The 26,704-nt window shown below is 72.7% G+C and carries 21 protein-coding genes; 8 read left to right on the forward strand and 13 right to left on the reverse strand.

Annotation, left to right across the window (positions count from 1 at the left end):
- Positions 1-13: 13 nt before the first annotated feature.
- The 5 genes from ACZ7DY_RS00195 to ACZ7DY_RS00215 form a co-directional block, all read right to left on the reverse strand.
- A complete protein-coding gene (locus tag ACZ7DY_RS00195; protein ID WP_471127941.1) occupies positions 14-3,814 on the reverse strand; it encodes an SAV_2336 N-terminal domain-related protein in 3,801 nt (1,266 codons plus the stop codon).
- A gap of 2 nt (positions 3,815-3,816) precedes the next feature.
- Positions 3,817-4,782 (reverse strand): AAA family ATPase, encoded by a 966-nt coding sequence (locus tag ACZ7DY_RS00200; protein ID WP_471127944.1) that lies wholly within the window; start codon positions 4,780-4,782, stop codon positions 3,817-3,819.
- A complete protein-coding gene (locus ACZ7DY_RS00205; protein WP_471127947.1) occupies positions 4,779-6,965 on the reverse strand; it encodes a VMAP-C domain-containing protein in 2,187 nt (728 codons plus the stop codon). Before ACZ7DY_RS00205 ends, ACZ7DY_RS00200 begins: the two co-directional genes overlap by 4 nt.
- Before the next feature lie 2 nt (positions 6,966-6,967).
- A complete protein-coding gene (locus ACZ7DY_RS00210) occupies positions 6,968-7,399 on the reverse strand; it encodes a CU044_2847 family protein (RefSeq protein WP_471127949.1) in 432 nt (143 codons plus the stop codon).
- Positions 7,400-7,541: 142 nt separating this feature from the next.
- A complete protein-coding gene (locus ACZ7DY_RS00215) occupies positions 7,542-9,263 on the reverse strand; it encodes a BCCT family transporter (protein WP_471127952.1) in 1,722 nt (573 codons plus the stop codon).
- 157 nt (positions 9,264-9,420) lie between these two features.
- Between ACZ7DY_RS00215 and ACZ7DY_RS00220 the strand changes: the two genes are divergently transcribed.
- The 3 genes from ACZ7DY_RS00220 to ACZ7DY_RS00230 all read left to right on the forward strand — a co-directional run bounded on the left by ACZ7DY_RS00220 (position 9,421) and on the right by ACZ7DY_RS00230 (position 12,075).
- On the forward strand, positions 9,421-10,611 hold the full coding sequence (locus tag ACZ7DY_RS00220; protein ID WP_471127954.1) for a glycerate kinase: 1,191 nt from the start codon (positions 9,421-9,423) through the stop codon (positions 10,609-10,611).
- A 112-nt stretch (positions 10,612-10,723) separates the two neighbouring features.
- Complete coding sequence (locus ACZ7DY_RS00225) at positions 10,724-11,323, forward strand: hypothetical protein (RefSeq protein WP_471127957.1); 600 nt, start codon at positions 10,724-10,726, stop codon at positions 11,321-11,323.
- Complete coding sequence (locus ACZ7DY_RS00230; RefSeq protein WP_471127959.1) at positions 11,320-12,075, forward strand: bestrophin-like domain; 756 nt, start codon at positions 11,320-11,322, stop codon at positions 12,073-12,075. Before ACZ7DY_RS00225 ends, ACZ7DY_RS00230 begins: the two co-directional genes overlap by 4 nt.
- 20 nt (positions 12,076-12,095) lie before the next feature.
- On the opposite strand, the gene ACZ7DY_RS00235 is transcribed toward ACZ7DY_RS00230, so the two are convergent.
- On the reverse strand, positions 12,096-13,394 hold the full coding sequence (locus tag ACZ7DY_RS00235) for a PucR family transcriptional regulator (RefSeq protein ID WP_471127961.1): 1,299 nt from the start codon (positions 13,392-13,394) through the stop codon (positions 12,096-12,098).
- A gap of 362 nt (positions 13,395-13,756) precedes the next feature.
- Between ACZ7DY_RS00235 and ACZ7DY_RS00240 the strand changes: the two genes are divergently transcribed.
- From ACZ7DY_RS00240 to ACZ7DY_RS00260, 5 genes are read left to right on the forward strand one after another with little or no spacing between them, the layout of a single operon-like run.
- Complete coding sequence (locus tag ACZ7DY_RS00240) at positions 13,757-14,548, forward strand: ABC transporter ATP-binding protein (protein WP_471130128.1); 792 nt, start codon at positions 13,757-13,759, stop codon at positions 14,546-14,548.
- Entirely contained in the window at positions 14,545-15,390 is an 846-nt protein-coding gene (locus tag ACZ7DY_RS00245) for an ABC transporter ATP-binding protein (RefSeq protein WP_471127963.1), read from the forward strand. The genes ACZ7DY_RS00240 and ACZ7DY_RS00245 overlap by 4 nt, the downstream gene beginning before the upstream one ends.
- The gene (locus ACZ7DY_RS00250; RefSeq protein WP_471127966.1) at positions 15,387-16,277 is read left to right on the forward strand and encodes a branched-chain amino acid ABC transporter permease; all 891 of its coding nucleotides are present in this window, start codon (positions 15,387-15,389) and stop codon (positions 16,275-16,277) included. Before ACZ7DY_RS00245 ends, ACZ7DY_RS00250 begins: the two co-directional genes overlap by 4 nt.
- Positions 16,270-17,376, forward strand: a complete 1,107-nt coding sequence (locus ACZ7DY_RS00255; protein ID WP_471127969.1) for a branched-chain amino acid ABC transporter permease — start codon at positions 16,270-16,272, stop codon at positions 17,374-17,376. The genes ACZ7DY_RS00250 and ACZ7DY_RS00255 overlap by 8 nt, the downstream gene beginning before the upstream one ends.
- On the forward strand, positions 17,373-18,632 hold the full coding sequence (locus tag ACZ7DY_RS00260) for an ABC transporter substrate-binding protein (RefSeq protein ID WP_471127971.1): 1,260 nt from the start codon (positions 17,373-17,375) through the stop codon (positions 18,630-18,632). The genes ACZ7DY_RS00255 and ACZ7DY_RS00260 overlap by 4 nt, the downstream gene beginning before the upstream one ends.
- A gap of 65 nt (positions 18,633-18,697) precedes the next feature.
- Here ACZ7DY_RS00260 and pssA read toward each other — a convergent pair whose 3' ends face one another.
- From pssA to ccrA, 7 genes are all read right to left on the reverse strand, one after another.
- Positions 18,698-19,552, reverse strand: a complete 855-nt coding sequence (gene pssA, locus ACZ7DY_RS00265; protein ID WP_471127973.1) for a CDP-diacylglycerol--serine O-phosphatidyltransferase — start codon at positions 19,550-19,552, stop codon at positions 18,698-18,700.
- Entirely contained in the window at positions 19,539-20,195 is a 657-nt protein-coding gene (locus ACZ7DY_RS00270; protein ID WP_471127976.1) for a phosphatidylserine decarboxylase, read from the reverse strand. The genes pssA and ACZ7DY_RS00270 overlap by 14 nt, the downstream gene beginning before the upstream one ends.
- A gap of 170 nt (positions 20,196-20,365) precedes the next feature.
- Complete coding sequence (locus tag ACZ7DY_RS00275; protein ID WP_471127979.1) at positions 20,366-21,571, reverse strand: acyl-CoA dehydrogenase family protein; 1,206 nt, start codon at positions 21,569-21,571, stop codon at positions 20,366-20,368.
- Between the two features lie 4 nt (positions 21,572-21,575).
- Entirely contained in the window at positions 21,576-22,088 is a 513-nt protein-coding gene (locus tag ACZ7DY_RS00280) for a MaoC family dehydratase (protein ID WP_471127982.1), read from the reverse strand.
- A 6-nt stretch (positions 22,089-22,094) separates the two neighbouring features.
- The gene (locus ACZ7DY_RS00285) at positions 22,095-23,060 is read right to left on the reverse strand and encodes an HpcH/HpaI aldolase/citrate lyase family protein (protein ID WP_471127984.1); all 966 of its coding nucleotides are present in this window, start codon (positions 23,058-23,060) and stop codon (positions 22,095-22,097) included.
- Positions 23,057-25,084: a methylmalonyl-CoA mutase family protein gene (locus tag ACZ7DY_RS00290; RefSeq protein ID WP_471127986.1), complete on the reverse strand. Its 2,028-nt coding sequence runs from the start codon at positions 25,082-25,084 to the stop codon at positions 23,057-23,059. Before ACZ7DY_RS00290 ends, ACZ7DY_RS00285 begins: the two co-directional genes overlap by 4 nt.
- Positions 25,085-25,106: 22 nt before the next feature.
- The gene (gene ccrA, locus ACZ7DY_RS00295; RefSeq protein ID WP_471127989.1) at positions 25,107-26,468 is read right to left on the reverse strand and encodes a crotonyl-CoA carboxylase/reductase; all 1,362 of its coding nucleotides are present in this window, start codon (positions 26,466-26,468) and stop codon (positions 25,107-25,109) included.
- Positions 26,469-26,704 lie beyond the last annotated feature (236 nt).

Raw genomic sequence — 26,704 nt, forward strand, 5'->3', positions numbered from 1 at the left:
CCCGCCGCTCAGGTCAGTTCCCGGTGGGCCAGGGGGCCGTCAGGAGGTCCCGGGTCGCGAGGGTGTCCGGGTGATCGCCGCCCAGCACGCGCGCGCGCGCCGCATGGACGGTCTGCGCCACGTCGAGCGCCTCCGTCCGCTGCCCGGCGCCGCTGAGCGCCAGGGCCAGTTCGTGGCCGCTCGCGAGGGTGTCCGGGTGGTCGGCGCCGAGGGTGAGGGTCCGGCCCATGCGGGTGGCGCGGGCCTCGAAGACGGCCTCCTCGTAGCGGTGCAGGGCGGTGAGGGCGGCGGCCAGGTTGTGGCGGCACAGCAGGGTGTCGGGGTGGTGGTGGCCCCGGACCTTCTCCCATACGCGCAGCACCGTCCGGCAGATCGTGTACGCCTCGTCGTAGCACCCCGTGCGGAAGAGCACGTAGGCGCGCAGCTGGTGGGTGGTCAGGGTGTCCGGGTGCTCCCTGCCGAGCACCGTGTCACGGGCCGTGGCGCAGGCGGTGAAGGTCTCCAGGGCCGCATCGAGACGTTCCAGCGCGAGCTGCAGAGTGCCGATCTCGCAGCGGGTGGCGAGCAGATGGGGGTGGCCGGGACCGAGATGTTCGAGCTGACGGGTGGCGATCCGCTCGAGCCAGGCCAGCGCCGCGCGGTGGTTGCCCTGGCGGCCGTGGTCGACGGCCGCGTGGAACTCGTCGGCGAGCACGGCCTCGTGAGGGACGCGGCGGGGCAGCGGCAGCCAGAAGGGGATGCCACTGCGGGGCACGCCCGCATGGTGGAGCACGGGGTGCCCGTCGGGGAAGTCGATGCCGAAGTCGAGGTCGAGCGGGCTCTCCCGGGAGTCGTGCAGCAGCAGGAGGTGGATGTCGAGGTCTTCGAGCCAGCTCACGTCGCCCGGCAGGGCGTCCGAGGTGAGCACCACGACCAGGCTGGTCAGGGCCGGGCGCGGCGCGCCCCTCCCGCGCGCGTCGGCGAGCAGCGCCCGGCGGCGGTCGCGCTCGGCGTCGAGTCCGTGCTCCAGGGTCTGCGTCGCGGCCGTCACGATGTGCGGCAGTGCGGTGCCCGTCGTCGCGCGCAGGTACCGCGCGGTCGAGCCGAGCAGGTGGAACTGCACCTCGGCAGGCGAGTACCGCTCGGCGAGGCCGCGCACGATCTGGTCGAGCACCGCCGACCACTCGGCCTCCGTGCCGTGCAGGACGCCGTGCGGGCCCATGGCGCGGAAGTCCAGCAGGACGTCGTCCCCGCGCTCGTCGCGGCCGAGGCACACGGTCAGAGCGCCTCTGGTCCCGTCGGACGGCACGGCCGGCAGGTCGGTGGACCGGAGGAATGCCTCGTAGTGCGCGGCGATCTCGGCGGCGGTGGGCCGCTCGCCGAGCAGCGGCGTGGAGCAGCGCCGCAGGATCGCGGTCAGGGAGTCGGGGAGGCCGTCACCCGCGACCTCCAGGAGGGCGTGGCCGAGCTTGGAGACGTCGTGGAAGGTGCCGTCCGCGTGGTCCCGCACGCACCACCCCGTGACGCACACGTCATCGGGGGTGAGCAGTACCCTTCTCGCCCTGAGGTCGCCGTGGAGGATCCCCCGCATGTGGGCGCCGGCGACGACGTGGGCCAGCCTGTGGCCGAGCAGGGCGAACTCCCTCGGGTCGTCATACCGTTGGCCGTCCGGCATCCGCTCTTCGAGGTGCGGCGCGGGCCGCCCGTCCCGCATGCGGACCTCGGTGGCCAGCCAGGACGGCTCCTCGGCGGGGTCCACGGCGAGCAGCCGGGGTGCCTGTACGCCCTCCAGCAGGGCCAGCGCCGCCGCCTGCCGGGGGAGGGCGGCGCGGCGCGCGGAACCGGGGCGGGTGAGCCGGATCGCCGCGACCCTGCCGTCCTCGTGCCGGCCGAGGAACATCCCGCTGGTCGACCTCGCGCGGGTGTGCCGGGCGAAGAGCCGCCAGGGGCCCGCCCACCGGGGGTTGACGGGCGTCAGGGCCAGCCACGGGGAGCCCGGCGCGGCCACGTACGACGGCACGGCGGGTTCGGCGGGCGCGGCCGGTCCGGCGGGCGGCGCGGGCGCCGGCCGGGGCACGCCCACGCCGAGCCTCCGCAGGAGCCGTTCGTCCGCCCGGCCGAACGGCCGGGCCCCGCCGTCGGCCCGCCCGGTCCCCTCGGGGTGGGCGAGCCACGCGGGGAAGTCGGCGGAGCGGCCCGCCAGTTCACCGAGGCGCCGGGTCACCGCCCTACTGGTGCGCAGGAGTTCGCGGGCCGGGGCCGTACCCAGGAGGATGTCGCGGGCCTCGTCCGTGACGTCGTAACCGCGGTGCTGCGGCGCGAGAGCGGCGGAGTCGTCACAGCGCCGCAGCAGGCCGCTCAGGAACACCTCCGCCAGATGCCCGGTCGTCACGTCCGGGCCGAGCGCGTCCTGGACGAGGCGCATCACGGGCACGGAGACCGGGGCGACGGCGGCGAGGTGGGCGGCGAGCCGGTACGCCTCCGGGGAGGCACTCGTCCGGAACCGCAACACCCGCCGCCCGGCGTCGGGTTCGGGCTCCGGCTCGGGACCCGGACCGAAGGGGGCGGCCAGGAGCGGCAGTACCGCGCTCGCCCCGGGTGAGGCGACCAGCCCCGCCCAGGCGCCGACCGCGGCCGGCTCCGGGGCGAGCACCGGGACCGGTACGCCGTCGAAGGCGGTGAGCCCCGGCGGTAGCACCGGATCCTCCACGTCCCAGCTGAGGTTGGGCGCGCCGCGCCGCCTGGTGGTGACCCGCCAGCGCTCGGCGCGGATCCCGGAGCCGTCCCACAGGTGCCGGGGCAGCGCGTGCAGCACCGCCGTCGGGCCGAACCGCCCCCACTGGGCGAGGAGTTCGGTCATCCGGCCGTCCCGCCAGGCCGTGCCGACGCCGTCGCTGAGGACGAGGATCAGCGTGTTGCCGCCCGGGTCGGTCACGGTGGCGGGCGGCAGCACGGCGGTGCCGGGCGTGAAGGGGCGGCGGCCGAGCAGCGGGGCACCGGGGGTCCGGGTGTCCAGGCCGTGCACGCGTACGTCACGGAAGGCGCCGCTGCGCTCCAGGAGCAGCCGCGTCTCCGTGGCGAGCCGCTGCCACAGGAGCATGGAGGCCCCGTCGTCCACGAGCAGCGTCAGGTCGAGCCAGCGGGCGCGCGCGGGGCGCAGCACGGCGTCGCCGAAGCCGCTGTGGGCCGTCGACTCGGCGGTGGCCCCCTCGTCGAGCTCCCACCGGCGGCGGTCCGCCACGGTCTGCTTCAACGGCCGCAGCGCCCGGCCCAGTTGCAGCTGGCAGGAGGCGAGGGCGCGGGTGCCCGGGGCGCGGACGGGCCGGACGGGGACGGTGCGGTGGCGCGGGGCCCGCTCGGGGGCGGTGCCGCCGAACAGGGCGGTGTTGCCGGAGGGCCGGCGGATACGGACGGTCCGTGTCGAGCGCAGCACGAGGGGGTCCTCGGTGTCGGCGTCCGGCGCCGGGCGGTCCGCGGTGGCCTGCCCCGGAACCGGGTCGGGGACGGCACCGTCCCCGTCCTGCCGGGTCGGGCCGGAGAGGGCGGTTCCGTCGGGATCCGCCACCCGGGGCTCGGCGGCCAGTGGCTCCCATCCGTCGCCGGGCGCCTGCCGGGCGGACGCGATCGTCGCGGAGGCCCGCGCCAGGGATGTCGACGCGCCCTCGGGCAGCCGCCCCGCCAGCCAGAGCGCGTCGAGCAGCTCCTCCTGGGTCAGCTCCGCCCCGGCCCCGGCCAACGCCCCGACCGCCCGCAGCAGTTGCTCGGCCCCGGCGTGCGCCGCGGCCCTCCTGAGCAGGCGGGCGACCGGGTCGTGCCCGGAGGGTTCGTCCGGCACCGCTACACCGCCCCGCCGAGCCGGTGCAGCACCGCGTCGAGCAGGGCGCCCGGCGGCAGATCGAGGCCGCCCTTGCGCAGGAACACGGCGTTCAGGAGCTGGTCCGTGGCGAGTTCGCCGGGCGCCCGGCGGCCCAGGAAGGCGCGCAGCAGGTCGTCGACGCCGTCGAGTGCCGCGTCGCCGAGGTGTGCCTCGACGATGTCACGCAGCCGCTGCTCGTCCGGCTCCGCGAGATCGAGGCGTACACAGCGGCGCAGGAACGCCGGCGGGAACTCGCGCTCGCCGTTGCTGGTGATGACCACGACCGGAAACTCCGAACAGCGCACCCTGCCCCGCGTCACCGGCGTCCGCACCCGCGGATCCGCGGTCAGCACGTCGACCCTCGCCTGCTCGTCGGGGAGCCTGGCCAGCTCCGGGATCTCGAACTCACCGTCCTCGAAGACCGTCAGGAGATCGTTCGGCAGGTCGACGTCGCCCTTGTCGAGTTCGTCGACGAGCAGCACGCGCGGGCGTTCGCCCGGGACCAGCGCGGTGCCGAGCGGACCGAGACGGACGTACGAACCGATGTCGGGGCCGTCGATGTCAGCTGCGTCGGACTCCGTCCGGCGGCGCAGATTGGACTCCCGCAGCCGGCCGATCGCGTCGTAGCCGTACAGGGCGTCGCGCAGCGTCGAGCGGCTGTTGACCGGCCAGGTCAGCACGGGGCCCAGGGTCAGTTCGTGCGCGATGGCGTGCGCCAGGGAGGACTTGCCGGTGCCGGGGTGGCCGGTGACCAGGAGCGGGCGGCGCAGCAGCAGCGCGGCGTTGACCACCTCCGACTCGTCGGGGCCGATCAGGTACGGGCGCGGCCGGGGCGTGCCCCGGTCCGGGGTGAAGCGGCGCCACGGCGGGGCCTCGGGGAAGTCGACGCGCCGGGCGTCGCCGTCGCCGCGGAACAGCCGCCAGTCGCCTTGCTGGGGTGCCGTCATGAACTGCGTGCTCCTTCGTCGGAAAGCGGATGCGGCGCATCGGGGTCCGCCAGCCTCGGCTCGTGCTCGGCGCCCACCCGGTCCTGCCAGGCGAGGTCCTCCCACACGAGGGAGGGGCGCACCGGGAAACCGGCCGGATCCGGCAGCGCCGACGCCCGGAAACGGTGCACCCGGAAGGGCAGGTCCTGCAATCGCCCGGCGGGCGCCAGGGGGTCGAGGCGGTGGGCGTGGTCGTGCCCCTCCGCCGCCCGGTCCCAGAGCACCACCGGGATGCCGAGGGCCAGGCAGAGGTCGAGGAGCTGGGCGCGGAGCGCGGGCGGGCCGTGCAGGACGACGTGGTTGGCGTCCCGGTGGGTGGAGCCGAGCAGCGCGGCGACCTGTCTGCCGTCCGCGCAGCTCGGGTCGATGACGAGGGGCCTGACGTGCCCGTCGCCCCAGCGCCTGCGGTGTTCCGTGTCGCGCCGCGGCACCCGGCGGCTCATCTCCGGGCAGCGCAGCGTGAGCGGGAAGGAGGCGCCGAGCGGGAGACTCGGCACGAATTCGTTGGGGCTGCCCGCGTCCCACTCGTCGACCGGCAGATGGAGCCCCGCGCGGTCGACCTCGATGTCCACCGCAGGCAGCCCGTCACCGGAGCGTTCGGCGCCCTCCCGGATCACCGCGCCGACCTGCTCGGGGGTGAGGGGCGCGTCGCCGGGGACGGTCTCCAGGCGGCGCACCGAGCCGTCCGCGTGCTGCTGCCAGAGCCGGCAACGGTAGCGCTCGGCGCCCTCACCCTCCGGTTCGCTCCTGGAGAGGCGGGCCAGGAGCCGGGTGACCGGGGGAGTCCGCGCGCCCGCCCAGTGCACGGCGTCGGCCCTTCGCTGGTCGCGTGCCGCGGGGTGCACGCCGAGCCGGGCGCAGACCCGCTCGCTCCAGCGGCTCAGCCCTTCGCCGAGGTCGCCGCCGCAGGCCGCGGCGATGAACTCGACCAGGTGCACCAGCGCGGGCACCCGCGGTGTCCCCGCCGGTACGCTCCCGCCGTCCTGGTACTCCTCCAGCTCCACGATGACCCGCTCCAGCTCCTGTGCCGGCAGCCGGGCGGTGCACAGCGCCGGGGGCAGCGGGGTGTAGCGCAGAGCCTCCTGGGCCGCGCGGCCGGGCAGTGTCGGGTCGGCCAGGACGACACGGCCTAGCTGCTTGTGGAGAAAGGTGTGCTCGGCGCGGGAGAGCAGGCTCGCGGCCTCGACCGCCCGGCCGGTGCTGAGCAGGTCCGTCAGCCGGTCGGGGCGTGCGCCGTAGGGGCCGGCGGTGAGCAGGGACTCGCTGAGCGTGGGCAGGGCGCGGTGCCGGGTCAGCAGGAGGGTGGTCAGCTCCTCGATGCCGGGTGCGGAGCCGTCCGCCGGTGCGGCGAGGCCCAGTTCGGCGGCGAGCCGCCGCGCGTGCTCGGCGCGGGCCGCCCGGTCGGGCAGCAACGCGCGCAGTACGTCGGAGAGTTCGGCGCCCAGCGGGTCGTCCTGCGCGACGGCCCGCGCCGTGCGGCAGTCGTCCACGACGGCGCCCGCCCCGGCCGCGTGGAGCTGCTCGCGCACCGCCTGCCAGGGCAGGGCCCAGGTGCGCCGCAGGGTCCTGTTGGGGTCCACGGGGGCGTCCGGCTGCCCGAGCCGGCCGACGACGAGCCCGGCGGCGCTGTCCCCTGTGTCGGTCCACAGCGGTCCGCCGCTGAACCCGGGGCCGATCGGAGCGCCCGCCAACGGCGCGTCGAGATAGCCCAGTTGTCCGTCGAGCAGTTTGAGGACCGTGTCCGCGAAGGTGATCGGCTCACCGCAGCCGTGCCAGGCCCGCAGCGACTGGCCCTCCGTCATCTCCGTCCAGACGACCGGGTCGGCGCCCGCCGGGGCGGGTTCGGCGAGGCTCAGGACGCAGAGGTCGCCCTGCCAGACCGCGGTGGAGCGCCGGGGCGGCACCCACACCTCGATCTGCGCCTTGATCCGCACCGTGCGCCGCGCGAAGGCGACCTGGAGCACCTCGCCGTCGGGCCGCACACCGCTCAACAGGGGCCTCCCCAGCGCTTCGTTGACGACGTGGGCACAGGTCAGGGCCCGCCCGGAAGAGAGCAGCGCGGCGGCGCCGACGGCCTCGTCGCCGTGCCGGCCGAGGACCGCGACCACCGAGGGGGGTTTCTGCTGCCCCTTGAACCAGCCCACCGCTACGCCCTGGTGGCGCCGCCGGGCGTCCCGTCGCCTCCGTCCCCGGCCGCCACGCCGACGCCCTGGTCCCCGGCCTCCTCCGTACGCCGCCAGGTCGCCGACACCGTCATGGTGGCCGCCCCCTTCAGCCCGACGATGCCCAGCTTGAGGTCCTTGCCCACCTCGATGCCGAACTCGACCGTGAACTCCTCGGGCGGCCGCTGGGCCCGCGAGACGGAGGCGTGCACCTCGTCGAGGAGGGGCCCGAGCGGGCTCAGCGTCGCCCGCAGGGCGTCGGCGGCGAAGGCGGCGACCCGCCCGCGGCCGGTGGAGACGGGGTCAGGCACGCCGAACTCCGGCGGCAGACCGTCCCGTTCCGGGGCCTGCCCCACGTCGGCGAGCTCGACGCGCAGCGCGGCCCCGGCCAGGTCGAGTTCCAGGTACTCAGGCATGAGGTCATTGTGCGGCCAACGTGGGGTTACGCGCGGAGAGTTCACCGAACCCCGCACGGCCGGAGCCTGCCCGCCCGGAGCCGACCCCGCGCGGCCCGCCCCCGGGGAACACCGGCCCCGCCCCAGCTGGAGGCAGGACCGCTCACTCCTCCTCCCTGCTGCGGGACCTGACGATCCGTCGCAGCCGGTGGTGGCGTCCCGGGCTCTGCTCGGTCATGGCGTCGCCGACCATCGTGCGGACCGCGTCCCGCAGCCCGTGCAGCGCCTGGCCGCGAGCGGGCCCCGCCCCGGGGTCCTCGCGCAACTCCTTCAGGAGCGCCCAGCACAGCGTCAGCATCACCACGACGAACGGCAGCGCCACCAGGATCGTCGCGCTCTGCAGGGAGTTGAGCCCGCCCGCGACCAGGAGCACCGCCGCCACCGCGGCCATCAGCACGCCCCAGGTGACGACCAGCCAGGTCGGCGGGTGCAGCGAGCCGCGGCTGCTCAGCGAGCCCATCACCAGGGAGGCGGAGTCGGCGCTGGTGACGAAGTACGTCATGACGAGGATCATCGCGACCCACGAGGTGACCGTGGAGAGCGGCAGCGCGTCGAGCATCGCGAAGAGCGAGGCCTCCGCGCCCTCCTCCACCTTCGCCGCCATGTCCACCTTGCCGGTCGCATCCAGCCGGATGCCGGTGCCGCCCATCACGCAGAACCACACGATGGTGGCGCCGCTCGGTACCAGGAGCACGCCGATCAGGAACTCCCGGATGGTGCGCCCGTGCGAGATGCGGGCGATGAACGTGCCGACGAACGGGGCCCAGGACAGCCACCACGCCCAGTAGAAGATCGTCCAGGTGCCGAGCCAGGAGCCGTCGGTGAACGCGCCCGTGCGCGAAGCCATCGGCAGCAGCTGGTGGAGGTAGCCGCCGACACTGGACGGGATCGCGTCGAGGACGTAGACGGTCGGCCCGAGGACGAAGACGAAGAGCATCAGGCAGGCGGCAAGCACGATGTTGAGGGTGCTGAGCCACTTGACGCCCTTGTGCACCCCGGAGAAGGCCGACACCACGAAGGCGGCGCCGAGCGCCACGATGATGATCAGTTCGAGGGTGGTCGTGTCCGCCACGCCCGTCGTGAGGTTGAGTCCCGTGGCGACCTGGAGGGTGCCGACGCCGAGGCTGGTCGCCGTGCCGAAGACGGTCGCGAAGACGGCGAGCAGGTCGATGAGCCGCCCGGCCGGGCCCGCCGCCCGCCGGGCCCCGATGAGCGGCACGAAGACGGCGCTGAGCCGGTTGCCGCGGCCCTTGCGGAAGCCCGCGTAGGCGAGGGCGAGCCCCGCGATGCCGTAGATCGCCCAGGGCGTCAGCGTCCAGTGGAAGAAGGAGTACTCCAGGGCGGTGCGGGCCGCGCCGCCGGTGCGGGGCTCGCCGCCCGTCGACGGGGGAGGGTTCAGATAGTGGGTGAGGGGTTCCCCGACGCCGTAGAACATCAGGCCGATGCCCATGCCCGCGCTGAACATCATCGCGATCCACGCCAGGTTGGTGAACTCCGGCCGCGCGTCGTCCTTGCCGAGCCGGATGCCGCCGAAGCGGCTGAGCGCGAGGACCACGCACAGGACGAGGAAGAAGTCGGCGGCGATCACGAAGAGCCAGGCGAAGTTGGCCAGGACCCAGCCGAGCGCGGTGCCGGAGGCGTGCTCGAAGGACTTCTTGCCGATCGCGGCCCAGGCCACCACGGCGAGGACGGCCGCCACGCCGATGCCGACGACCACGAAGTCGGGTGTGCCGTCCGGGGGCGAGCCGTCCGCCGGGTCCCGGTCGGCCGGCGGGTCCGGCGGGCCCTCGCCGGGAAGGGGCTGATCGATCATTTCCGTGCTCATGGCGCACCACTATGGAGCGATATGGGGGGATTTTTCGCCGGGACGCGCCGTCTCGCGCCCCGGCCGGCCATGGGCATCCGGCCCCCTCTGCGGTTATGGTCGCAGCGGCGCGACTGCCTTGACGCGAGCAAGGCCCAAGAAGCAAGGGGAAACCAAGGTGGCGGACGCTGCAGGGACGGCGGGACACGGACGGCGGGCGCAGGCCCGGAACGAGCGGGCGCAGCGCGTGCTCATCGCCGCGGACAAGTTCAAGGGTTCGCTCACGGCCGTGCAGGTCGCCGAGCGCGTGACGGCGGGCCTCCAGCGCGTCGCGCCCGGCGTGCGGGTCGAGGCACTGCCGGTCGCCGACGGCGGCGACGGCACGGTCGCCGCGGCCGTCGCGGGCGGCTTCGAGCGTCGCGAGGTGCGGGTCACCGGCCCGCTCGGCGACGAGGTGACGGCCGCGTACGCGCTGAAGGACGGCACCGCCGTCGTGGAGATGGCCGAGGCCTCGGGCCTCCAGCTCCTCCCCGAGGGCGTCTTCGCGCCGCTCACCTCCACGACGTACGGCTCCGGCGAGCTGCTGCGCGCGGCGCTCGACGCGGGCGCCCGCACCATCGTCTTCGGCGTCGGCGGCAGCGCCACGACCGACGGCGGCGCGGGCATGCTGGCCGCGCTCGGCGCGCGCTTCCTCGACGCGGACGGCGAGCCCGTCGCGCCCGGCGGCGGCCCGCTCAAGGAGCTGGCCAGCGCGGACCTGTCGGGCCTCGACCCCCGCCTGAAGGACGTCGAGATCGTCCTCGCCAGCGACGTCGACAACCCGCTGACCGGGCCGAAGGGCGCCCCCGCGGTGTACGGCCCGCAGAAGGGGGCATCCCCGGACGACGTCGCCGCGCTGGACGCCGCGCTCGCCCACTTCGCCGCGGTCCTGGAGAAGTCCATCGGCCCCAAGGCCGCCGAGTACGCGCAGTCGCCGGGCGCGGGCGCCGCGGGCGGCATCGGGTACGGCGCGCTGGTCGGACTCGGCGCGGGCTTCCGCCCCGGCATCGACGTCATGCTCGACGTCCTCGGCTTCGCGCCCGCCCTGGAGCGGGCCACCCTCGTCATCACCGGCGAGGGCTCGCTCGACGAGCAGACCCTGCACGGCAAGGCGCCCGCCGGGGTGGCCGCCGCCGCACGGGCCGCCGGCATCGAGGTCGTCGCGGTCTGCGGCCGCCTCGCGCTCGCCCCGGAGGTCCTCGGCAGGGCGGGCATCCGCCGCGCGTACGCCCTGACCGACGTCGAGCCGGACGTGGCGCGGTGCATCGCCGAGGCGGGCCCGATCCTGGAGACGGTGGCGGAGGGCATCGCCCGGGACTTCCTCGTCTGACCTCCGGCGGACCCCGCCCGCGCCCCGCGACGCCGCGCCCGGGACCACTCCCGGGCGCCCGTGTCGAACCCGGCACCTGATCGTTTCTTCCCTACGTGAAGAGGATTCGATCTTGACCGGGTGGGTGCAGCTCGGCGGGGGCATCGGCATCGTCGCGACCCTGTGCCCGGTCGGCTCCCTGTCCGTCCACGCACAGGTCGAGGCGGCCGGCGCGGTCCTGTCGGAACGGCTGGAGATCTGCCGCCCCGACCAGCCGGCCACGGACGACCCGGCCCCCGCGCCCGGCCCCGCCCCGCCCGCAGCCCCGGCCACCCCGCCCCACCCCGGGCCGCCCGCCGCCGCGCCACCCCCCGGCCGCACGGCCCCGCCCACGCCACGGGCCGCGCCCCGCGTCCGGGAACTCATCATCCCCGTACGCCTGGAAACCCCCGTACGCCCGGAACCCTCCGTACGCCCGGAACCCCCGGCACGCCCCGAGCCCGGCCCGCGTCACGCGCGGCCCGTGCCCGCCCCGCCGCCCCGGCCGTCCTTCGGGGCGCCCGGCTACCGCGCCCCCGCCGAACGGGAGCGCACGGGCGGGCGGTCCATGGTCACCACCTCGATGGTCGTCACCACCCCCGCGGTCCTCGCCGCGGCCCTGCTGCGCCCGCGCTCGCGCTCCGCGGCCGGCGCCCGATCCCGCCCCAACTCTCCCTCCGGAGGCCCCTCGTGACGGAATGGTTCGTACTCGGCCTGGCCATGGTGCTGGCCTGCGCGGTGGTGCTGACCGTCACCGTGATCAGACATCGCCGGGTGCCGGAGGACGACGACCCCAGCCAGACGCCCGACGTCCTCGAGTACATGGTGATGATGGTCGGCGTCGTCTACGCGATCGTCCTCGGCCTGGCCATCGCGGGCGTCTGGGAGGCCCGCGGCGCGGCCGAGGACGGCACCCGCGACGAGGCCCAGGCCCTGCACGAGATCAGCAGGCGCGTGCAGGTCTACCCGGCGGACGAGCGGGAGCGCATCCAGCGGGACGTACGCCGCTACAGCGAGCACGTGACCAGCGTCGAGTGGCCCCGCATGATCGACGAGCACCGCCTCACCGACCGAGGCGGCGAACTCCTCGACACCTTGCGCCGGGACATCGCCGCGCGCCCGCCCGCCAACGAGCTGGAGGCACAGACGTACCAGCCGCTGCTGGACCAGGTGGCCGCCGCCGACGAGGCGCGCAGGGCGCGGGCCGACAACGCGGAGGAGACCCTCCCCGGAGTGGTCTGGTTCGGCCTGGTCACGGGGGCGTTCGTCACGGTCGGCCTGATCTTCACGCTGCAGATCAGACGCTCCGCGCGAGAGCTGCTGCTGGCCGGCACCTTCAGCGCCCTCATCGCCTTCCTGCTCTTCCTCGTCTGGAACTTCGACGCGCCCTTCGGCAGATCGGCGGCGGAGTCGACGACGGCGTTCCAGGACCTGCTCAGCGTGTGAACCGCGGGCCCGCCCGTGGTTCACGCCGGGCGGGCCCGCTGCGCGAGCCGGTGCGCCTCCACCGCGAGCGCCACCTCCACCAGGTCCCGCGGCCGCGCCAGCGAGCGCGAGGTGAGCTGCTCCAGACGGCGAAGCCGGTTGAAGACCGTGTTGCGGTGGCAGTAGAGCCGCCCGGCCGCCCGGCCCGCCGACCCCTCACAGGCCAGCCACGCGTCCAGCGTCTCCAACAGCACGGCCCGGTCCGCAGGTTCGAGCGCGAGGACCTCGCCGAGCACCTCGCTCACCAGCCGCCCCGCCAGCTCCGGCTGGCTCACCACCAGGGCGGTCGGCATCCGCCGGTCGAGCCGTACGATGCCGGTCGCGTCCGGCGGGCAGGTGCGCAGCGCCAGCTCGGCGAGGCGCCGGGCCCGGCCGAGCTCCGCGAGGCCGCCGACCACGGGGCTGATCCCGCCGGGCCCCGGGCAGCGGCCCTCCAGCAACCGCGCCAGCTTGTCGAGACCGCCCCCCGCGGCGGCACCCTTCGGACCGTCCTTCCCGCCGTCTCTGCCGCCGTCCTTCCCGTCCTCCGCGCGGTCCTCCGCCGGGCCGAGCGAGACCACGCCCACCTCGCAGTCCGTCCGCATCCGCCAGATGAAACGGAACCCCGCCCGCTGGATCTGCCGGTGGAAGGCCTCGCGCCCGTCCCGCCGCTCCACCCGCAGCACCACCACCGCGTACGGTCCGTGCTCGGGCAGATCGAGCCCCGCCGCCGCCCGCGCCGCGAGCCCCGGCGCCGACCGGCCCTCCAGCAGCGCGTCGAGCAGCGCCTGCAACTGCTCGTCGGTGCGCCGGCGCAGCTCCAGCTCCGTCGCCCGGTACGCGTCGGAGGCCACCGCGGCCTGCGCGTCCACCGCCGACCACACCATCGTCGCCGAGCGCATCAGGACCGCGAGCTTCTCCGGCTCCTTGCCCGCCGTGCCCTCCAGGAGCCAATCCCACACCAGGTAGCCCGCGTTGCGGTACGAGTGCACCACCAGGTCGAGCGGCAGGCCCTGTTGGGCGCGGCGCCGCCCGGCCTCCTCCGCGTACTCCAGGTCGCGGCGCGGCGACGCCCGCGGCGCCGAGATCGCCTCGATGCCGATCCGCATGGCCTCCTCGGCCTCCCGCCACTGCACGTCGTACGGCAGGACGCGCCCGTACACCGGTGAGTGCTCGCCGAGTTGGCGCAGATGCTCGTCGACCAGCTCGGGCAGGCGGGGCAGCAGCGCGGTGCACGCCTCCTTGAGGAGCTTCCAGTCGTGCCCGGTCCGCGGCCTGCGTCCGTTCGTGGGCCCGGTCATGGTTCCCTCCGTCGCCGCGCTCCGGGACGTCGTGGGGGACGTCGAGAGGATGTCGCAAGGATGCCGCACGGGCGCCGTCCCGACGGTGCGCGGGACGGCGTCGCTGCGGAGGATGCCATGGGGCGGGCCGCTCCGGCAGGCCCCTGACACGCGGTGTTGTGCGCGTGCACAACGGCGGGGCGTCGCCGCTGGTCTCCCGCAGCGTTTCGCCCGCCGCCCGTGGACGGGCCGCTCCCGCGGTGCTGGGGTGAGCGCCACGCGACGGCGGACGGCCGGCGGGACGAGAGGGGCGACAGGTGGGCGGGTCCGATGGGGAGGACGTCGGCGGTGACGGTCCGGGGCCGGGCGGCCGCGGGCTCGTCGTGCGCGACGTGTCGGTCGGCTACGGACCCGTACGGGCCCTGCGCCGGGTCTCGCTGCGGCTGCCCGACGGCGCCGTCGTCGCCGTGCTCGGCGGCAACGGCGCGGGCAAGTCGACCCTGCTGCGCGCGATCTCGCGCACCCTCTCCTTCCACGGCGGAACGCTCACCTCGGGCGACATCCGCTTCGACGGACGCCGCACCGACGGCCTCGCGCCGGACCGGGTGGTGGCCGCCGGGATCTCCCAGGTCCCCGAGGGCAGGCGGGTCTTCGCACGGATGACCGTCACCGACAACCTGCGGGCCGGGGCGCTCGGCTCCACCGGCTCGCGCACGGCCAAGGCGGACGCCCTGCGGCGCGTGCACGACCTCTTCCCCGTCCTCGCCGAGCGCGGCGCGCAGCGCGCCGGACTCCTCTCCGGCGGCGAACAGCAGATGCTGGCGGTGGGCAGGGCCCTCATGGCGTCCCCGCGCCTGCTGCTCCTCGACGAACCCTCCCTGGGCCTCGCGCCGCTGATGGCCGCGCGCATCGCGGACACCATCCGGGAGATCAACGCGCAGGGCACCGCGGTGCTCCTCGTCGAGCAGAACGCCGCCCTCGCGCTGCGGCTCGCCTCCACGGCCTACGTACTCGACGTCGGCGAGGTCGCCCTGGCGGGCCCCGCGGAGGAGCTCGCCGCCTCCGACGAGGTGCGCAGGCGCTATCTGGGCGTGGTCGACGAGGACGCGGCCGCCGACGTGTCCCAGGGGCTCGGCGCGCCGCCGGTCCTGCCCCGGTGGGAGGACGCGCGATGAGCACCGGGAGACCCGTGCCGCCGCTTGAGGTGCGCGACCTGACCGTCCGCTTCGCCGGGCTCACCGCCCTCGACGCCGTCAGCTTCACCGTCCGCCCCGGCACCGTGCACGCGGTGATCGGCCCCAACGGCGCGGGCAAGTCGACCTGTTTCAACGTGCTGTCCGGCGTCTACCGTGCCTCGGGCGGCAGCGTCCGCTTCGGCGACCGCGAACTCACCGGCATGCGTCCCCACCGCATCGCCGGCCTCGGCGTCGCCCGGATCTTCCAGAACCTCGCCCTGCCGCCGCGCGCCACCGTCGCCGAGAGCCTGCTGCTCGGCCGCCACCGGCTGACCCGCGCCGGGTTCGTGGCCGCCGGGCTCCGGCTGCCCTCGGCCGCCCGCGAGGAGCGCCGTCACCGCGAACGCGTCCGTGAGATCGCCGCGTTCGTCGGCCTGGAGCACCGGCTCGACGCACCCGCGGGCTCCCTGCCGTACGGACAGCAGAAGCTCGCCGAACTCGCCCGCGCCCTGTGCATGGAGCCGCGCCTGCTGCTCCTCGACGAACCCGTCGCCGGCATGACCGCCGACGAGCGGCGCCGCACCGCGGCCGTCATCGCGGGCGTCCGCGACAGCCTCGGCATCTCGATCGTCCTGGTGGAACACGACATGGGAGTGGTGATGCGGCTCGCGGACGCGGTGACCGTACTCGACTTCGGGCGCCGGATCGCCGACGGCGCCCCCGCCGACGTACAGAACGACCCGGCGGTCATCCGCGCCTACCTCGGCGAGAGCGACCGGGCCGAAGAGGGCGACCGCATCGGCGAGCGCGACCGTACCGGCGAAGAGGAGCCCCGCCCATGACCACCTTCACGGAACTCCTCCTCAACGGCGTCTCCCTGGGCTCCGTCTACGCCCTCATCGCGCTCGGCTTCGTCGTCATCTTCCGCGCCACCGAGGTGGTGAACTTCGCGCACGCCTCGCTGCTCCTCGCGGGCGGCTACATCACCGCCTCCCTCCACGACGACCTCGGCTTCTGGCCGGCCCTGCTCGTCGGCATCGCGGGCGCCGCCCTGGTCGGGGCCGCCGTCGAGTTCCTGGTGATGCGCCGCTACCGGGGCAGCGACCACAGCGTCCTCGCCATCGTCACCATCGGCGTCGACATCCTGCTCACCACCGAGCTCACCCGCCGCCTCGGCACGGACGTCCTGCCGCTCGGCGACCCCTGGGGCGACGGCGTGCTGACCCTCGGCCCGATCTCCCTGGCCCACACCCGCATCGCCGCGCTCGCCGCCGCCGCGCTGCTCATCACCGCCTTCCTGCTCGCCTTCCGCCACACCTCGTGGGGCGTGGCCATGCGCGCCGCCGCCGAGAGCCCCGAGACGGCCGCCCTGATGGGCGTGCGCCTGGGCAGGGTCTCGCTCGGCGCCTGGGCGGTGGCGGGCGCCCTCGCCGCCGTGGCCGCGCTGTTCCTCACCGTCTTCCCCACCCCCGGCCTGGAACGCGCCACCTCCCTGGCCGCGCTCAAGGCGTTCCCCGCCGCGATCCTCGGCGGCCTCGACTCCACGACCGGCGCCCTCGTCGGCGGCCTCGTGGTGGGCGTCACCGAGTCCCTCGCCACCGGCTACCAGAGCGACCTGACCTTCCTCGGGCGCGGCCTCGGCGACCTCGCGCCCTACCTCGTCATGACCGCGATCCTGCTGATCCGGCCCGCCGGGCTCTTCGGCACGAAGGAGCTCGCCCGTGTCTGACACCCGCACCGGCGCGCCGCGCTCCCGCGGCCACGCCCTGGTCACCGGCGGCCGTACGTACCTGTGGGCGGCCTGCGCGGTCCTGCTGCTCGCCCTGCCCTTCTACGTCGACCGCTTCTGGCTCCAGGCGGGCCTCTTCGCGATGGCCGCCGCCATCGGCGCGATCGGCATCAACCTCCTCACCGGCGCCACCGGCCAGCTCTCCATGGGGCACGCCTTCTTCCTCGCCGTCGGGGCGTACGGGTACTGCGCCCTCGCCGGTGACGGCGGCGACGGCCTGACGGGGCTCGGCCTGCCGACCTGGCTCGCCGCCGTCCTCGCGGTGACCGTCGCCGGGCTCGCGGGCGGGCTCTTCAGCCCCATCGCGGGCCGCCTGCACGGCGCCTACCTCGGCATCGCGACCCTCGCGCTGATCTTCATCGGGCAGCACGTGCTGTTCAACGCGCACGACCTGACGGGCGGCTCCAACGGGCGTGACGTACCGCCCCTCGACCTCTTCGGCCTCACCTTCGACGAGCGCGAGACGGTGGTCGCCGCCGTCCCGTTCGGCTCCGCCGAGAAGCTCTGGTACGTGGGCCTGGTGCTCCTCGTGGCGTGCGGGCTCTTCGCGCGGGGCGTGCTGCGCGGCCGCCCGGGGCGCGCCATGAACGCGATCCGGGACCACCGCGTCGCCGCCGGGGTGATCGGTGTGCCGGTGGCCCGCTACCGCGCCGGCGTCTTCGTCCTGTCGTCGATGTACGCGGGCCTCGCCGGGGTGCTGCTCGCCCTGGTCTTCCAGCGGACCGTGCCCGACTACTTCGGCATGACGCTCTCCCTGGAGTACCTCGCGATGATCGTCATCGGCGGTCTCGGCTCGGTCGCGGGCGCGGTGGCCGGCGCCGCCCTCGTCTCCCTGCTGCCCCAGCTGCTGAGCCGCTACAGCGAGGCACTGCCCCTCGTCTCGGCACCCGGCACCGGCGGGGTCTCACCGGGCGAGGCGTCCCGGTATCTGTACGGCGCCGCCGTCGTGGCGGTGGTGCTCTTCCTGCCCGGCGGCCTGGCGCGGATCGCCGACCGGCGCAGCAGGCCACGTCCAGGCACTCCAGGGGAGGAAGCATGAAGAGACTGACCAGGGCCACGGCGGCCACCACGGCCCTCGCCGCGCTGCTCGCGCTCGGCGCGTGCAGCTCGAAGGCGAAGGACGGCGGCGGCGGGGGCGAGGACAAGGGCGGGGTGAAGACCGGTACCGGTGTGACGGGCAAGACCATCGGGCTCGGCGTGCTCACCGACATGACCGGCGTCTACGCCACCCTCGGCAAGAGCGTCACCCAGGCCCAGCAGCTCTACGTCGACCGGCTCAATGCCGACGGCGGCGTCTGCGGCCGCAAGGTGAAGCTCACCGTCCGCGACCACGGCTACGACCCGCAGAAGGCCGTCGCCGCCTACACCGAGCTGGAGCCGGACGTCCTCGGCTTCGCCCAGTTCATCGGCTCCCCGTTCGTCGCGGCCGTCAAGCAGCGCGTGGCCGGCAACAAGGGCCTGGTCCTGCCGCAGGCCTGGTCGGCGAATCTGCTGGGCAGCCCCTACGTACGCGTCATCGGGTCGACGTACGACCTGGAGACGATCAACGCGATCGACTTCCTGATGAAGGAGAAGGGGCTCAGGAAGGGCGACAAGCTGGGGCACGTCTACTTCGAGGGCGACTACGGGGAGAACGCCCTCAAGGGCTCCACGTACATGGCGGCCGCGTCGGGCCTCACCGTCGTGGAGCAGAAGATCAAGCCGACGGACAACGACATGACCGCCCAGGTGTCCGCCCTGAAGAAGGCCGGTGTCAAGGCCGTCGTGATCAGTGCGGGCCCCCGGCAGGCCGCGTCCCTGGTGGGCGTCGCCGCGGCGGTCCGCTTCGACGTCCCGGTCATCGGCAACAACTCGGCGTTCGCCCCGCAGCTCCTCGCCACCCAGGCGGGCCCGGCGCTCATGAAGAACTACTACGTGGCCTCGCCCACGCTGCCCATAGGCGCCGACACGGCGGCGGCGAAGAAGCTCGTCGCCGACTACCGGAAGGCGCACCCCGAGGACTCCCTCGACAACGGCGTCGTGGCGGGCTGGACGGCGGCGTCCGTCTTCGGAGAGGCCCTGAAGAAGGCCTGCGCGGACAAGGACCTCACCCGTGAGGGCGTGGACAAGGCCCTCCTCACCATCGACGACTTCGACGCGGGCTTCGGCGTCACCCAGGACTTCACCGACCCGAAGGCGCCCTCGTCCAGGGCGAGCGTGATCCTCAAGCCCGACAAGAAGGCGACGGGCGGCATGCGGGTGGTCCGCGGGCCGGGCACGGCCGCGGCGGCGGAGAAGTACACGGCGGGCGGCTGAATCGGCGGCACGCGAAGGGGGCCTGAACCAGACGGTTCAGGCCCCCTTGGGCGTCGTACACGAGGCTAGGGCAGCTGCGCGGCCCGGGCCTCCCTGCGGTTGCCGCGGAAGTTGTTCACCCTCCGGGCCGTGGCGAAGAGGGGGATCACCGCGCCGAGGACCACCTGGAGCGCGCAGCCGGTCTGCAGGAGCAGCAGGCCGCCCGGGGCGTCGAACGCCCAGGCCGCGAGAAGCCCCATGGCCGCGACGATCCACGCGAGCATGGCGACCGCGAGGGGACCGCGCGGCTTGGGGTACTCGACGCGGCTGACCATGAGCCAGGCCGTGCCGATGATCGCGAGGAGCGTCGCCCAGAAGGGCAGCTCCAGGAGCACGATCGAGACGACCGTGAGCGCCCCGAAGGGCGAAGGCATGCCCTGGAAGGTGCCGTCCTTCACGGTCACGCAACTGAACCGCGCAAGCCGCAGCACCACCGCCAGGAGCACCACGATCGCGCCCACCGCCGCGACCCGCTGATGCGCGTCGTTGGCGACCATGCCGTAGACGAGCACGAAGTACGCGGGGGCGAGCCCGAAGCTGATCAGGTCCGAGAGGTTGTCCAGCTCCGCGCCCATCGGCGAGGACCGCAGCTTGCGGGCCACGAGTCCGTCGAAGAGGTCGAAGACGGCGGCGCAGAGCATGAGGATCACGGTGGTCGCGGCGGAGTGCCGCGCCATGCCGGTCTCCTCGCTGCCCTGCAGGTGCGGGATGAGGATGCCCGTGGTGGTGAAGTACACCGCCATGAACCCGCAGGTGGCGTTACCGAGCGTGAGGGTGTCCGCTATCGAGAGCCGCAGTGAGAGAGGCATCTCCTCGTCGGCCTCGTCCTCCGCCGCCTCGGGCACCCAGCCCGCCTGTGTCTCAGGATCAACCACGGTCAATGCGAGTCACCCCAGCCACGGTCTTCTGACCGACCTCGACGTCCGCCTCGACACCCTCGGGGAGGTAGATGTCGACGCGCGAGCCGAAGCGGATCAGGCCGATCCGCTCGCCCTGCTCCACCTTCGTGCCCTGCGGCACGTACGGCACGATGCGCCGTGCGACCGCGCCCGCGATCTGGATCATCTCGATGTCGCCGAGCTCGGTGTCGAAGTGCCAGACAACGCGCTCGTTGTTCTCGCTCTCCTTGTTGAACGCCGGGACGAACCCGCCGGGGATGTGCTCCACGGACGTCACCGTGCCCGCGAGGGGCGCGCGGTTGACGTGGACGTTCAACGGGCTCATGAAGATGGCGACGCGGGTACGCCCGTCCTTCCACGGCATGATGCTCTGCACCACGCCGTCGGCGGGGGAGATGACCCGGCCCTGAGCGATCTCGCGCTCGGGGTCGCGGAAGAACCACAGCATGCCCGCCGCCAGAGCGGTGGCGGGCACGGCGACGGCTGCGGCGCCCTTGGAGCGGCGCGCGCGGGCGAGGCTGAGTGCCGCGGTTGCGACGGTCGGCAGGAGCCACGGCGATGCTCCGCGAGCAAGGCGTCCCTTAAGAATGCCGTCGCGTGGTGCAGAGGTTTGGCTGTGGGGCATGGATGACCTTCGTAGCGGATGATGCCGCGCAGTGAACGGGGGACGGCGGCTTTTTCCGGATGCTATCGGTTGCGAGCCACAACTGGGCAAGCCAGGAAGCCGAGTCGGCGGCCGAAGAGTGTTGACAGGGTGTGATCTTCTTCTCGGCGAAAGTGGCCCAAACCGGGCATCTAGCCCTGGAATCGATACTCTTCGAGTAGTCGTCGGCCAATGATCATTTTCTGGATCTCGGCGGTACCTTCACCGATCAGCAGCATCGGAGCCTCGCGGTACAGACGCTCGATCTCATACTCCTTCGAGAAGCCGTAACCACCGTGGATCCGGAACGCGTCCTCCACGACTTCCTTGCAGTACTCGGAGGCGAGGTACTTCGCCATCCCTGCTTCGAGGTCGTTTCGTTCCCCGGAGTCCTTTTTGCGGGCTGCGTTGACCATCATCGCATGGGCGGCCTCGACCTTGGTAGCCATCTCGGCCAGCTTGAACTGAATCGCCTGGTGCTGGGCGATCGGCTTGCCGAAAGTGTGGCGTTGCTGGGCATACGAGACGCCCAGCTCGAAGGCACGCTGAGCGACGCCGCAGCCACGGGCCGCGACGTTGACGCGGCCGACCTCGACGCCGTCCATCATTTGGTAAAAACCTCGGCCGGTGACCCCGCCGAGCACGCGATTGGCCGGAATTCGCAGGTCGTCCATGATGAGTTCGGTCGTGTCGACGCCCTTGTAACCCATCTTGTCGATCTTGCCGGGGATGGTGAGGCCGGGACGGACCTCGCCGAAGCCCGGCTCCTTCTCCACGAGGAACGTCGTCATCGACTTGTGCGGCGCGGTGCCCTCGGGGTGTCCTTCGTCACTCCGGCACAGAACGGCCACCAGAGTCGACGTGCCGCCGTTGGTCAGCCACATCTTCTGACCGTTGAGGACGTACTCGTCGCCGTCCCGCACGCCCTTCGACGTGATCGCCGACACATCGGAGCCGAGCCCCGGCTCCGACATCGAGAACGCGCCCCGCACCTCGCCGGCCGCCATCCGCGGCAGGAAGGTCTCCTTCTGCTCCTGGGTGCCGTGCTGCTTGAGCATGTAGGCGACGATGAAGTGGGTGTTGATGATGCCGGAGACCGACATCCAGCCACGCGCTATCTCCTCGACGCACAGCGCGTAGGTGAGCAGCGACTCGCCCAGACCGCCGTACTCCTCCGGGATCATGAGCCCGAAGAGGCCCAACTCCTTGAGGCCGTCGACGATCTGCTGCGGGTACTCGTCGCGGTGCTCCAGTTCGGTCGCGACAGGAATGATCTCCTTGTCGACGAAGTCCCGGACGGTGGAGAGGATCTCCTGCTGGACGTCGGTGAGACCGGCGGTCTGCGCGAGTCGGCTCATGGCTTCACTTCTCCTGGGACTTCAGCTCCGGGCGGCCGGGCTGTTCGCCGCCGCGCTCCTTGATGTACGTCTCGGTGGGCACCATCACCTTGCGGCGGAACACGCAGACCAGCGTGCCGTCCTGCTTGTACCCCTTGGTCTCCACGTAGACGATCCCGCGGTCGGACTTGGACTTCGACGGGGTCTTGTCGAGGACCGTCGTCTCGCCGTAGATCGTGTCGCCGTGGAAGGTCGGCGCCACGTGCTTGAGCGACTCGACCTCCAGGTTGGCGATGGCCTTGCCGGAGACGTCCGGCACGGACATGCCGAGGAGCAGCGAGTAGATGTAGTTGCCCACGACGACGTTCTTCTTGAAGTCCGTCGTCTTCTCCGCATAGTTGCTGTCCATGTGGAGGGGGTGGTGGTTCATGGTGAGCAGGCAGAAGAGGTGGTCGTCGTACTCGGTGACCGTCTTTCCGGGCCAGTGCCTGTACACGGCGCCGACTTCGAACTCTTCGTAGGTGCGGCCGAACTGCATGATGTCCTACGCCTCCGGGGCCTCGAACTTGGACGTGCGGGTCATCCCCGCCGCACGGCCCTTCCCGGAGATGACCAGCGCCATCTTCCGGCTCGCCTCGTCGATCATCTCGTCGCCGAGCATCGCCGAGCCCTTCTTGCCGCCCGCCTCGGACGTGTAGTACTCGTACGCGTCCAGGATCAGCTCGGCGTGGTCGAAGTCCTCCTGGGAGGGCGAGAAGACCTCGTTGGCCGCCTCGACCTGGCCGGGGTGCAGGACCCACTTGCCGTCGAAGCCGAGCGCCGCGGCGCGGTTCGCGACCTCGCGGTAGCCGTCGACGTTCTTGATCTGCAGGTAGGGGCCGTCGATCGCCTGGAGGTTGTTGGCGCGCGCGGCCATCAGGATCTTCATCAGGATGAAGTGGTAGGCGTCCGCCGGGTAGCCGGGCGGCTGCTCGCCGACGACCAGCGACTTCATGTTGATCGACGCCATGAAGTCGGCCGGGCCGAAGATGATCGTCTCGACGCGCTGGGACGCCTCCGCGATGGCGTTGACGTTGTTGAGGCCCTGCGCGTTCTCGATCTGCGCCTCGATGCCGATCTTGCCGACCTCGAACCCCATGGTCTTCTCGATCTGGGTGAGCAGCAGGTCCAGGGCGACGATCTGGTCGGCCGTCTGCACCTTCGGCAGCATGATGCAGTCGAGGTTCTGGCCCGCGCCCTCCACGACGGTGACGACGTCGCGGTACGTCCACTCGGTGGTCCAGTCGTTGACGCGCACGACGCGCGTCTTGCCGGTCCAGTCGCCCTCGTTGAGGAACTTGACGATGGTGTGCCTGGCCTCCGGCTTGGCGAGCGGCGCGCAGGCGTCCTCCAGGTCGAGGAAGACCTGGTCGGCGGGGAGGCCCTGGGCCTTCTCCAGGAAGCGCGGGTTCGAACCCGGTACCGCGAGACAGGAGCGGCGCGGACGCAGACGGTTCACGGGGTGGGTCATGCGGGGACCTCCAGAGGGTCGAGGTGGTTCGCTTTCCGGATCTCGTCGACGATACGGCCGATGATCTCGGTGATGCCGAAGTCCTTGGGGGTGAAGACGGCGGCCACACCCGCCGCCTTCAGGTCCTCGGCGTCGCTGTTGGGGATGATGCCGCCGGCGATGACGGGGATGTCGTGGGCGCCGGCCTCGCGGAGCCGCACGAGCACGTCCGGCACGAGCTCGGCGTGCGAGCCGGAGAGGATCGACAGGCCCACCGCGTGCACGTCCTCGGCGAGCGCCGCGTCGACGATCTGCTCGGGCGTGAGGCGGATGCCCTGGTAGACCACTTCGAAGCCGGCGTCCCGCGCGCGCACCGCGATCTGCTCGGCGCCGTTGGAGTGCCCGTCGAGGCCGGGCTTGCCGACCAGGAAGCGGAGCCTGCCGCCGCCGAGGTCCTCGGCCGTCCGCGCGACCTTCTCGCGGACCAGGGCGAGCGGCGTGCCCTCCTCCGCGGTGACCGCCACAGGAGCGCTGGAGACGCCCGTGGGCGCCCGGAACTCCCCGAAGACCTCCCGCAGGGCCCCCGCCCACTCTCCGGTCGTCACACCGGCGCGTGCGCACTCCAGGGTGGCCTCCATGAGGTTCTCCGTGCCGGCGGCCGCCCCCTTGAGCCGCTCCAGGGCCTTGCAGGGGCGCGGGTGGTTGAACGGCGGCTGGTAGCGGTTGTCGCGCCAGTGCGCGAGGGCGCCGACGACGCGCGCCTCCACCGCCGGGTCGACCGTCATGATCGCCGCGTCCAGATCCGAGGTGAGGGGGCTCGGCTCCGTGGACTCGTAGGAGTTCACACCGACGATCTTCTCCTCGCCCGACTCGATGCGCGCCCGGCGCTCGGCGTGCGAGGAGACCAGCTGCGACTTGAGGTAGCCGGACTCCACGGCGGCCATCGCGCCGCCCATCTTCTCGATGTGGTCCATCTCGGCGAGGGACTCCTCGACCAGGGACTCCACCTTGGCCTCGATGACGTGCGAGCCCTCGAAGATGTCCTCGTACTCCAGGAGGTCGCTCTCGTGCGCGAGGACCTGCTGGATGCGCAGCGACCACTGCTGGTCCCAGGGCCGGGGAAGACCCAGCGCCTCGTTCCAGGCCGGCAGCTGCACGGCACGCGCGCGTGCGTCCTTGGAGAGGGTGACGGCCAGCATCTCCAGGACGATGCGCTGGACGTTGTTCTCCGGCTGGGCCTCGGTCAGGCCGAGCGAGTTGACCTGCACGCCGTAGCGGAACCGGCGGTGTTTCGGGTTCTCGATGCCGTACCGCTCGCGCGTGACCTGATCCCAGATCCGCCCGAACGCCCGCATCTTGCACATCTCCTCGATGAAGCGGACACCCGCGTTCACAAAGAAGGAGATGCGGGCCACGACGTCCCCGAACTTCTCTTCGGGGACCTGCCCCGAGTCGCGTACGGCATCGAGAACCGCGATGGCGGTGGACATCGCGTACGCGATCTCCTGGACCGGTGTGGCCCCCGCCTCCTGGAGGTGGTAGCTGCAGATGTTGATCGGGTTCCACTTGGGGATGTGGGCCACCGTGTACGTGATCATGTCGGTGGTCAGCCGCAGGGAGGGTCCCGGCGGGAAGACGTGCGTCCCGCGCGAGAGGTACTCCTTGACGATGTCGTTCTGCGTCGTCCCCTGGAGCTTGGTGATGTCCGCACCCTGCTCCTCCGCGACCACCTGATAGAGCGCCAGGAGCCACATGGCGGTGGCATTGATCGTCATCGAGGTGTTCATCTGCTCCAGGGGGATGTCCTGGAACAGCCGTCGCATGTCGCCGAGGTGCGAGACGGGCACGCCCACCCGGCCGACCTCGCCGCGGGCGAGGATGTGGTCGGGGTCGTAACCGGTCTGCGTGGGCAGGTCGAAGGCGACCGAGAGGCCCGTCTGCCCCTTGGCGAGGTTGCGCCGGTACAGCTCGTTGGACGCCTCCGCCGTGGAGTGACCGGCGTAGGTCCGCATGAGCCACGGCCGGTCCTTCTGACGCTCTGTCATGTTCCGCTGCTCCTCAGTGCGTTCAGACGTTGCGGAAGCGGTTGATCGCGTCGATGTGCCGGGCGCGCATCTCGGGGTCGCGCACGCCCAGGCCCTCTTCGGGCGCGAGGGCGAGGACGCCGACCTTGCCCTGGTGGAGGTTGCGGTGGACGTCGTAGGCCGCTTGGCCGGTGTCCTCCAGGCGGTACGTCCTGGAGAGCGTGGGGTGGATCTTGCCCTTGGCGATCAGGCGGTTGGCCTCCCACGCCTCGCGGTAGTTGGCGAAGTGCGAGCCGATGATGCGCTTGAGGGACATCCACAGGTAGCGGTTGTCGTACTCGTGCATGTAGCCCGAGGTCGAGGCGCAGGTGGTGATGGTGCCGCCCTTGCGGGTGACGTAGACCGAGGCACCGAAGGTCTCGCGGCCGGGGTGCTCGAAGACGATGTCGATGTCCTCGCCGCCGGTGAGCTCACGGATGCGCTTGCCGAAGCGCTTCCACTCCTTGGGGTCCTGGGTCCGCTCGTCCTTCCAGAACTTGTACCCCTCGGCGTTGCGGTCGATGATCGCCTCGGCGCCCATGGCGCGGCAGATCTCCGCCTTCTGGGGGCTGGAGACGACACAGATCGGGTTGGCGCCGCCGGCCAGCGCGAACTGCGTCGCGTACGAGCCGAGCCCGCCGCTCGCGCCCCAGATCAGGACGTTGTCGCCCTGCTTCATGCCGGCGCCGTTGCGGGAGACCAGCTGGCGGTAGGCGGTGGAGTTGACCAGGCCGGGGGAGGCGGCCTCCTCCCAGCTGAGGTGGCCCGGCTTCGGCATCAGCTGGTTGGACTTGACCAGGGCGATCTCCGCGAGGCCGCCGAAGTTGGTCTCGAAGCCCCAGATCCGCTGCTCGGGGTCGAGCATCGTGTCGTTGTGCCCGTCGGAGGACTCCAGCTCGACGCTGAGGCAGTGCGCGACGACCTCGTCGCCGGGGTTCCAGGCGTTCACGCCCGGGCCGGTGCGCAGGACGACGCCCGCCAGGTCGGAGCCGATGATGTGGTACGGCAGGTCGTGCCGCTTGGTGAGCTCGCTGAGCCTTCCGTACCGCTCCAGGAAGCTGAAGGTGGAGACCGGCTCGAAGATCGAGGTCCACACGGAGTTGTAGTTGACCGAGGAGGCCATGACGGCCACCAGGGCCTCACCGGGGCCGAGTTCGGGGATCGGCACGTCGTCCAGGTGGATCGACTTGCGGGGGTCCTTGTCGCGGGTGTCCAGGCCCGCGAACATCTCCGTCTCGTCCTTGTGCACGGTGATCGCGCGGTACGAGTCGGGCAGGGGGAGAGCGGCGAAGTCGGCGGACGTGACCGCGGCTGAGCCGCTCGCGGTCGCGGTCTGGGCCTGAATCGCGTCCAGGATTTCCTTCACGGTATTGCCTCCGGCGAAGAAGCGTCTGAGGGAACGCTCTTGAGGATTGCGTCGGGTGCTGAAGTTGCGGTGGAGGTGTGCCGTCGGTTCGGCGAAGGGGGTGGTGCTCGGCGACGCCTTGGTGGGGCGCGGGAGGTGCCTGTGACGCAGGCGTCCGGGCGCACGAGCCGTGGCTTGTGGGGACAGCCGGCGTACGGGAGTTCTCTGTACGCCGGCCGCCCGGACACCCTCAACGT

The sequence above is a fragment of the Streptomyces sp. NPDC037013 genome, assembly GCF_055607265.1.

Coding starts and splice junctions, on each gene's coding strand:
- ACZ7DY_RS00200 (WP_471127944.1), bottom strand. CDS start 4,782: ATGACGGCACCCCAGCAAGGCGACTGGCGGCTGTTCCGCGGCGACGGC.
- ACZ7DY_RS00210 (WP_471127949.1), bottom strand. CDS start 7,399: ATGCCTGAGTACCTGGAACTCGACCTGGCCGGGGCCGCGCTGCGCGTC.
- ACZ7DY_RS00215 (WP_471127952.1), bottom strand. CDS start 9,263: ATGAGCACGGAAATGATCGATCAGCCCCTTCCCGGCGAGGGCCCGCCG.
- ACZ7DY_RS00235 (WP_471127961.1), bottom strand. CDS start 13,394: ATGACCGGGCCCACGAACGGACGCAGGCCGCGGACCGGGCACGACTGG.
- ACZ7DY_RS00245 (WP_471127963.1), top strand. CDS start 14,545: ATGAGCACCGGGAGACCCGTGCCGCCGCTTGAGGTGCGCGACCTGACC.
- ACZ7DY_RS00250 (WP_471127966.1), top strand. CDS start 15,387: ATGACCACCTTCACGGAACTCCTCCTCAACGGCGTCTCCCTGGGCTCC.
- ACZ7DY_RS00260 (WP_471127971.1), top strand. CDS start 17,373: ATGAAGAGACTGACCAGGGCCACGGCGGCCACCACGGCCCTCGCCGCG.
- ACZ7DY_RS00270 (WP_471127976.1), bottom strand. CDS start 20,195: ATGCCCCACAGCCAAACCTCTGCACCACGCGACGGCATTCTTAAGGGA.
- ACZ7DY_RS00275 (WP_471127979.1), bottom strand. CDS start 21,571: ATGAGCCGACTCGCGCAGACCGCCGGTCTCACCGACGTCCAGCAGGAG.
- ACZ7DY_RS00280 (WP_471127982.1), bottom strand. CDS start 22,088: ATGCAGTTCGGCCGCACCTACGAAGAGTTCGAAGTCGGCGCCGTGTAC.
- ACZ7DY_RS00285 (WP_471127984.1), bottom strand. CDS start 23,060: ATGACCCACCCCGTGAACCGTCTGCGTCCGCGCCGCTCCTGTCTCGCG.
- ACZ7DY_RS00290 (WP_471127986.1), bottom strand. CDS start 25,084: ATGACAGAGCGTCAGAAGGACCGGCCGTGGCTCATGCGGACCTACGCC.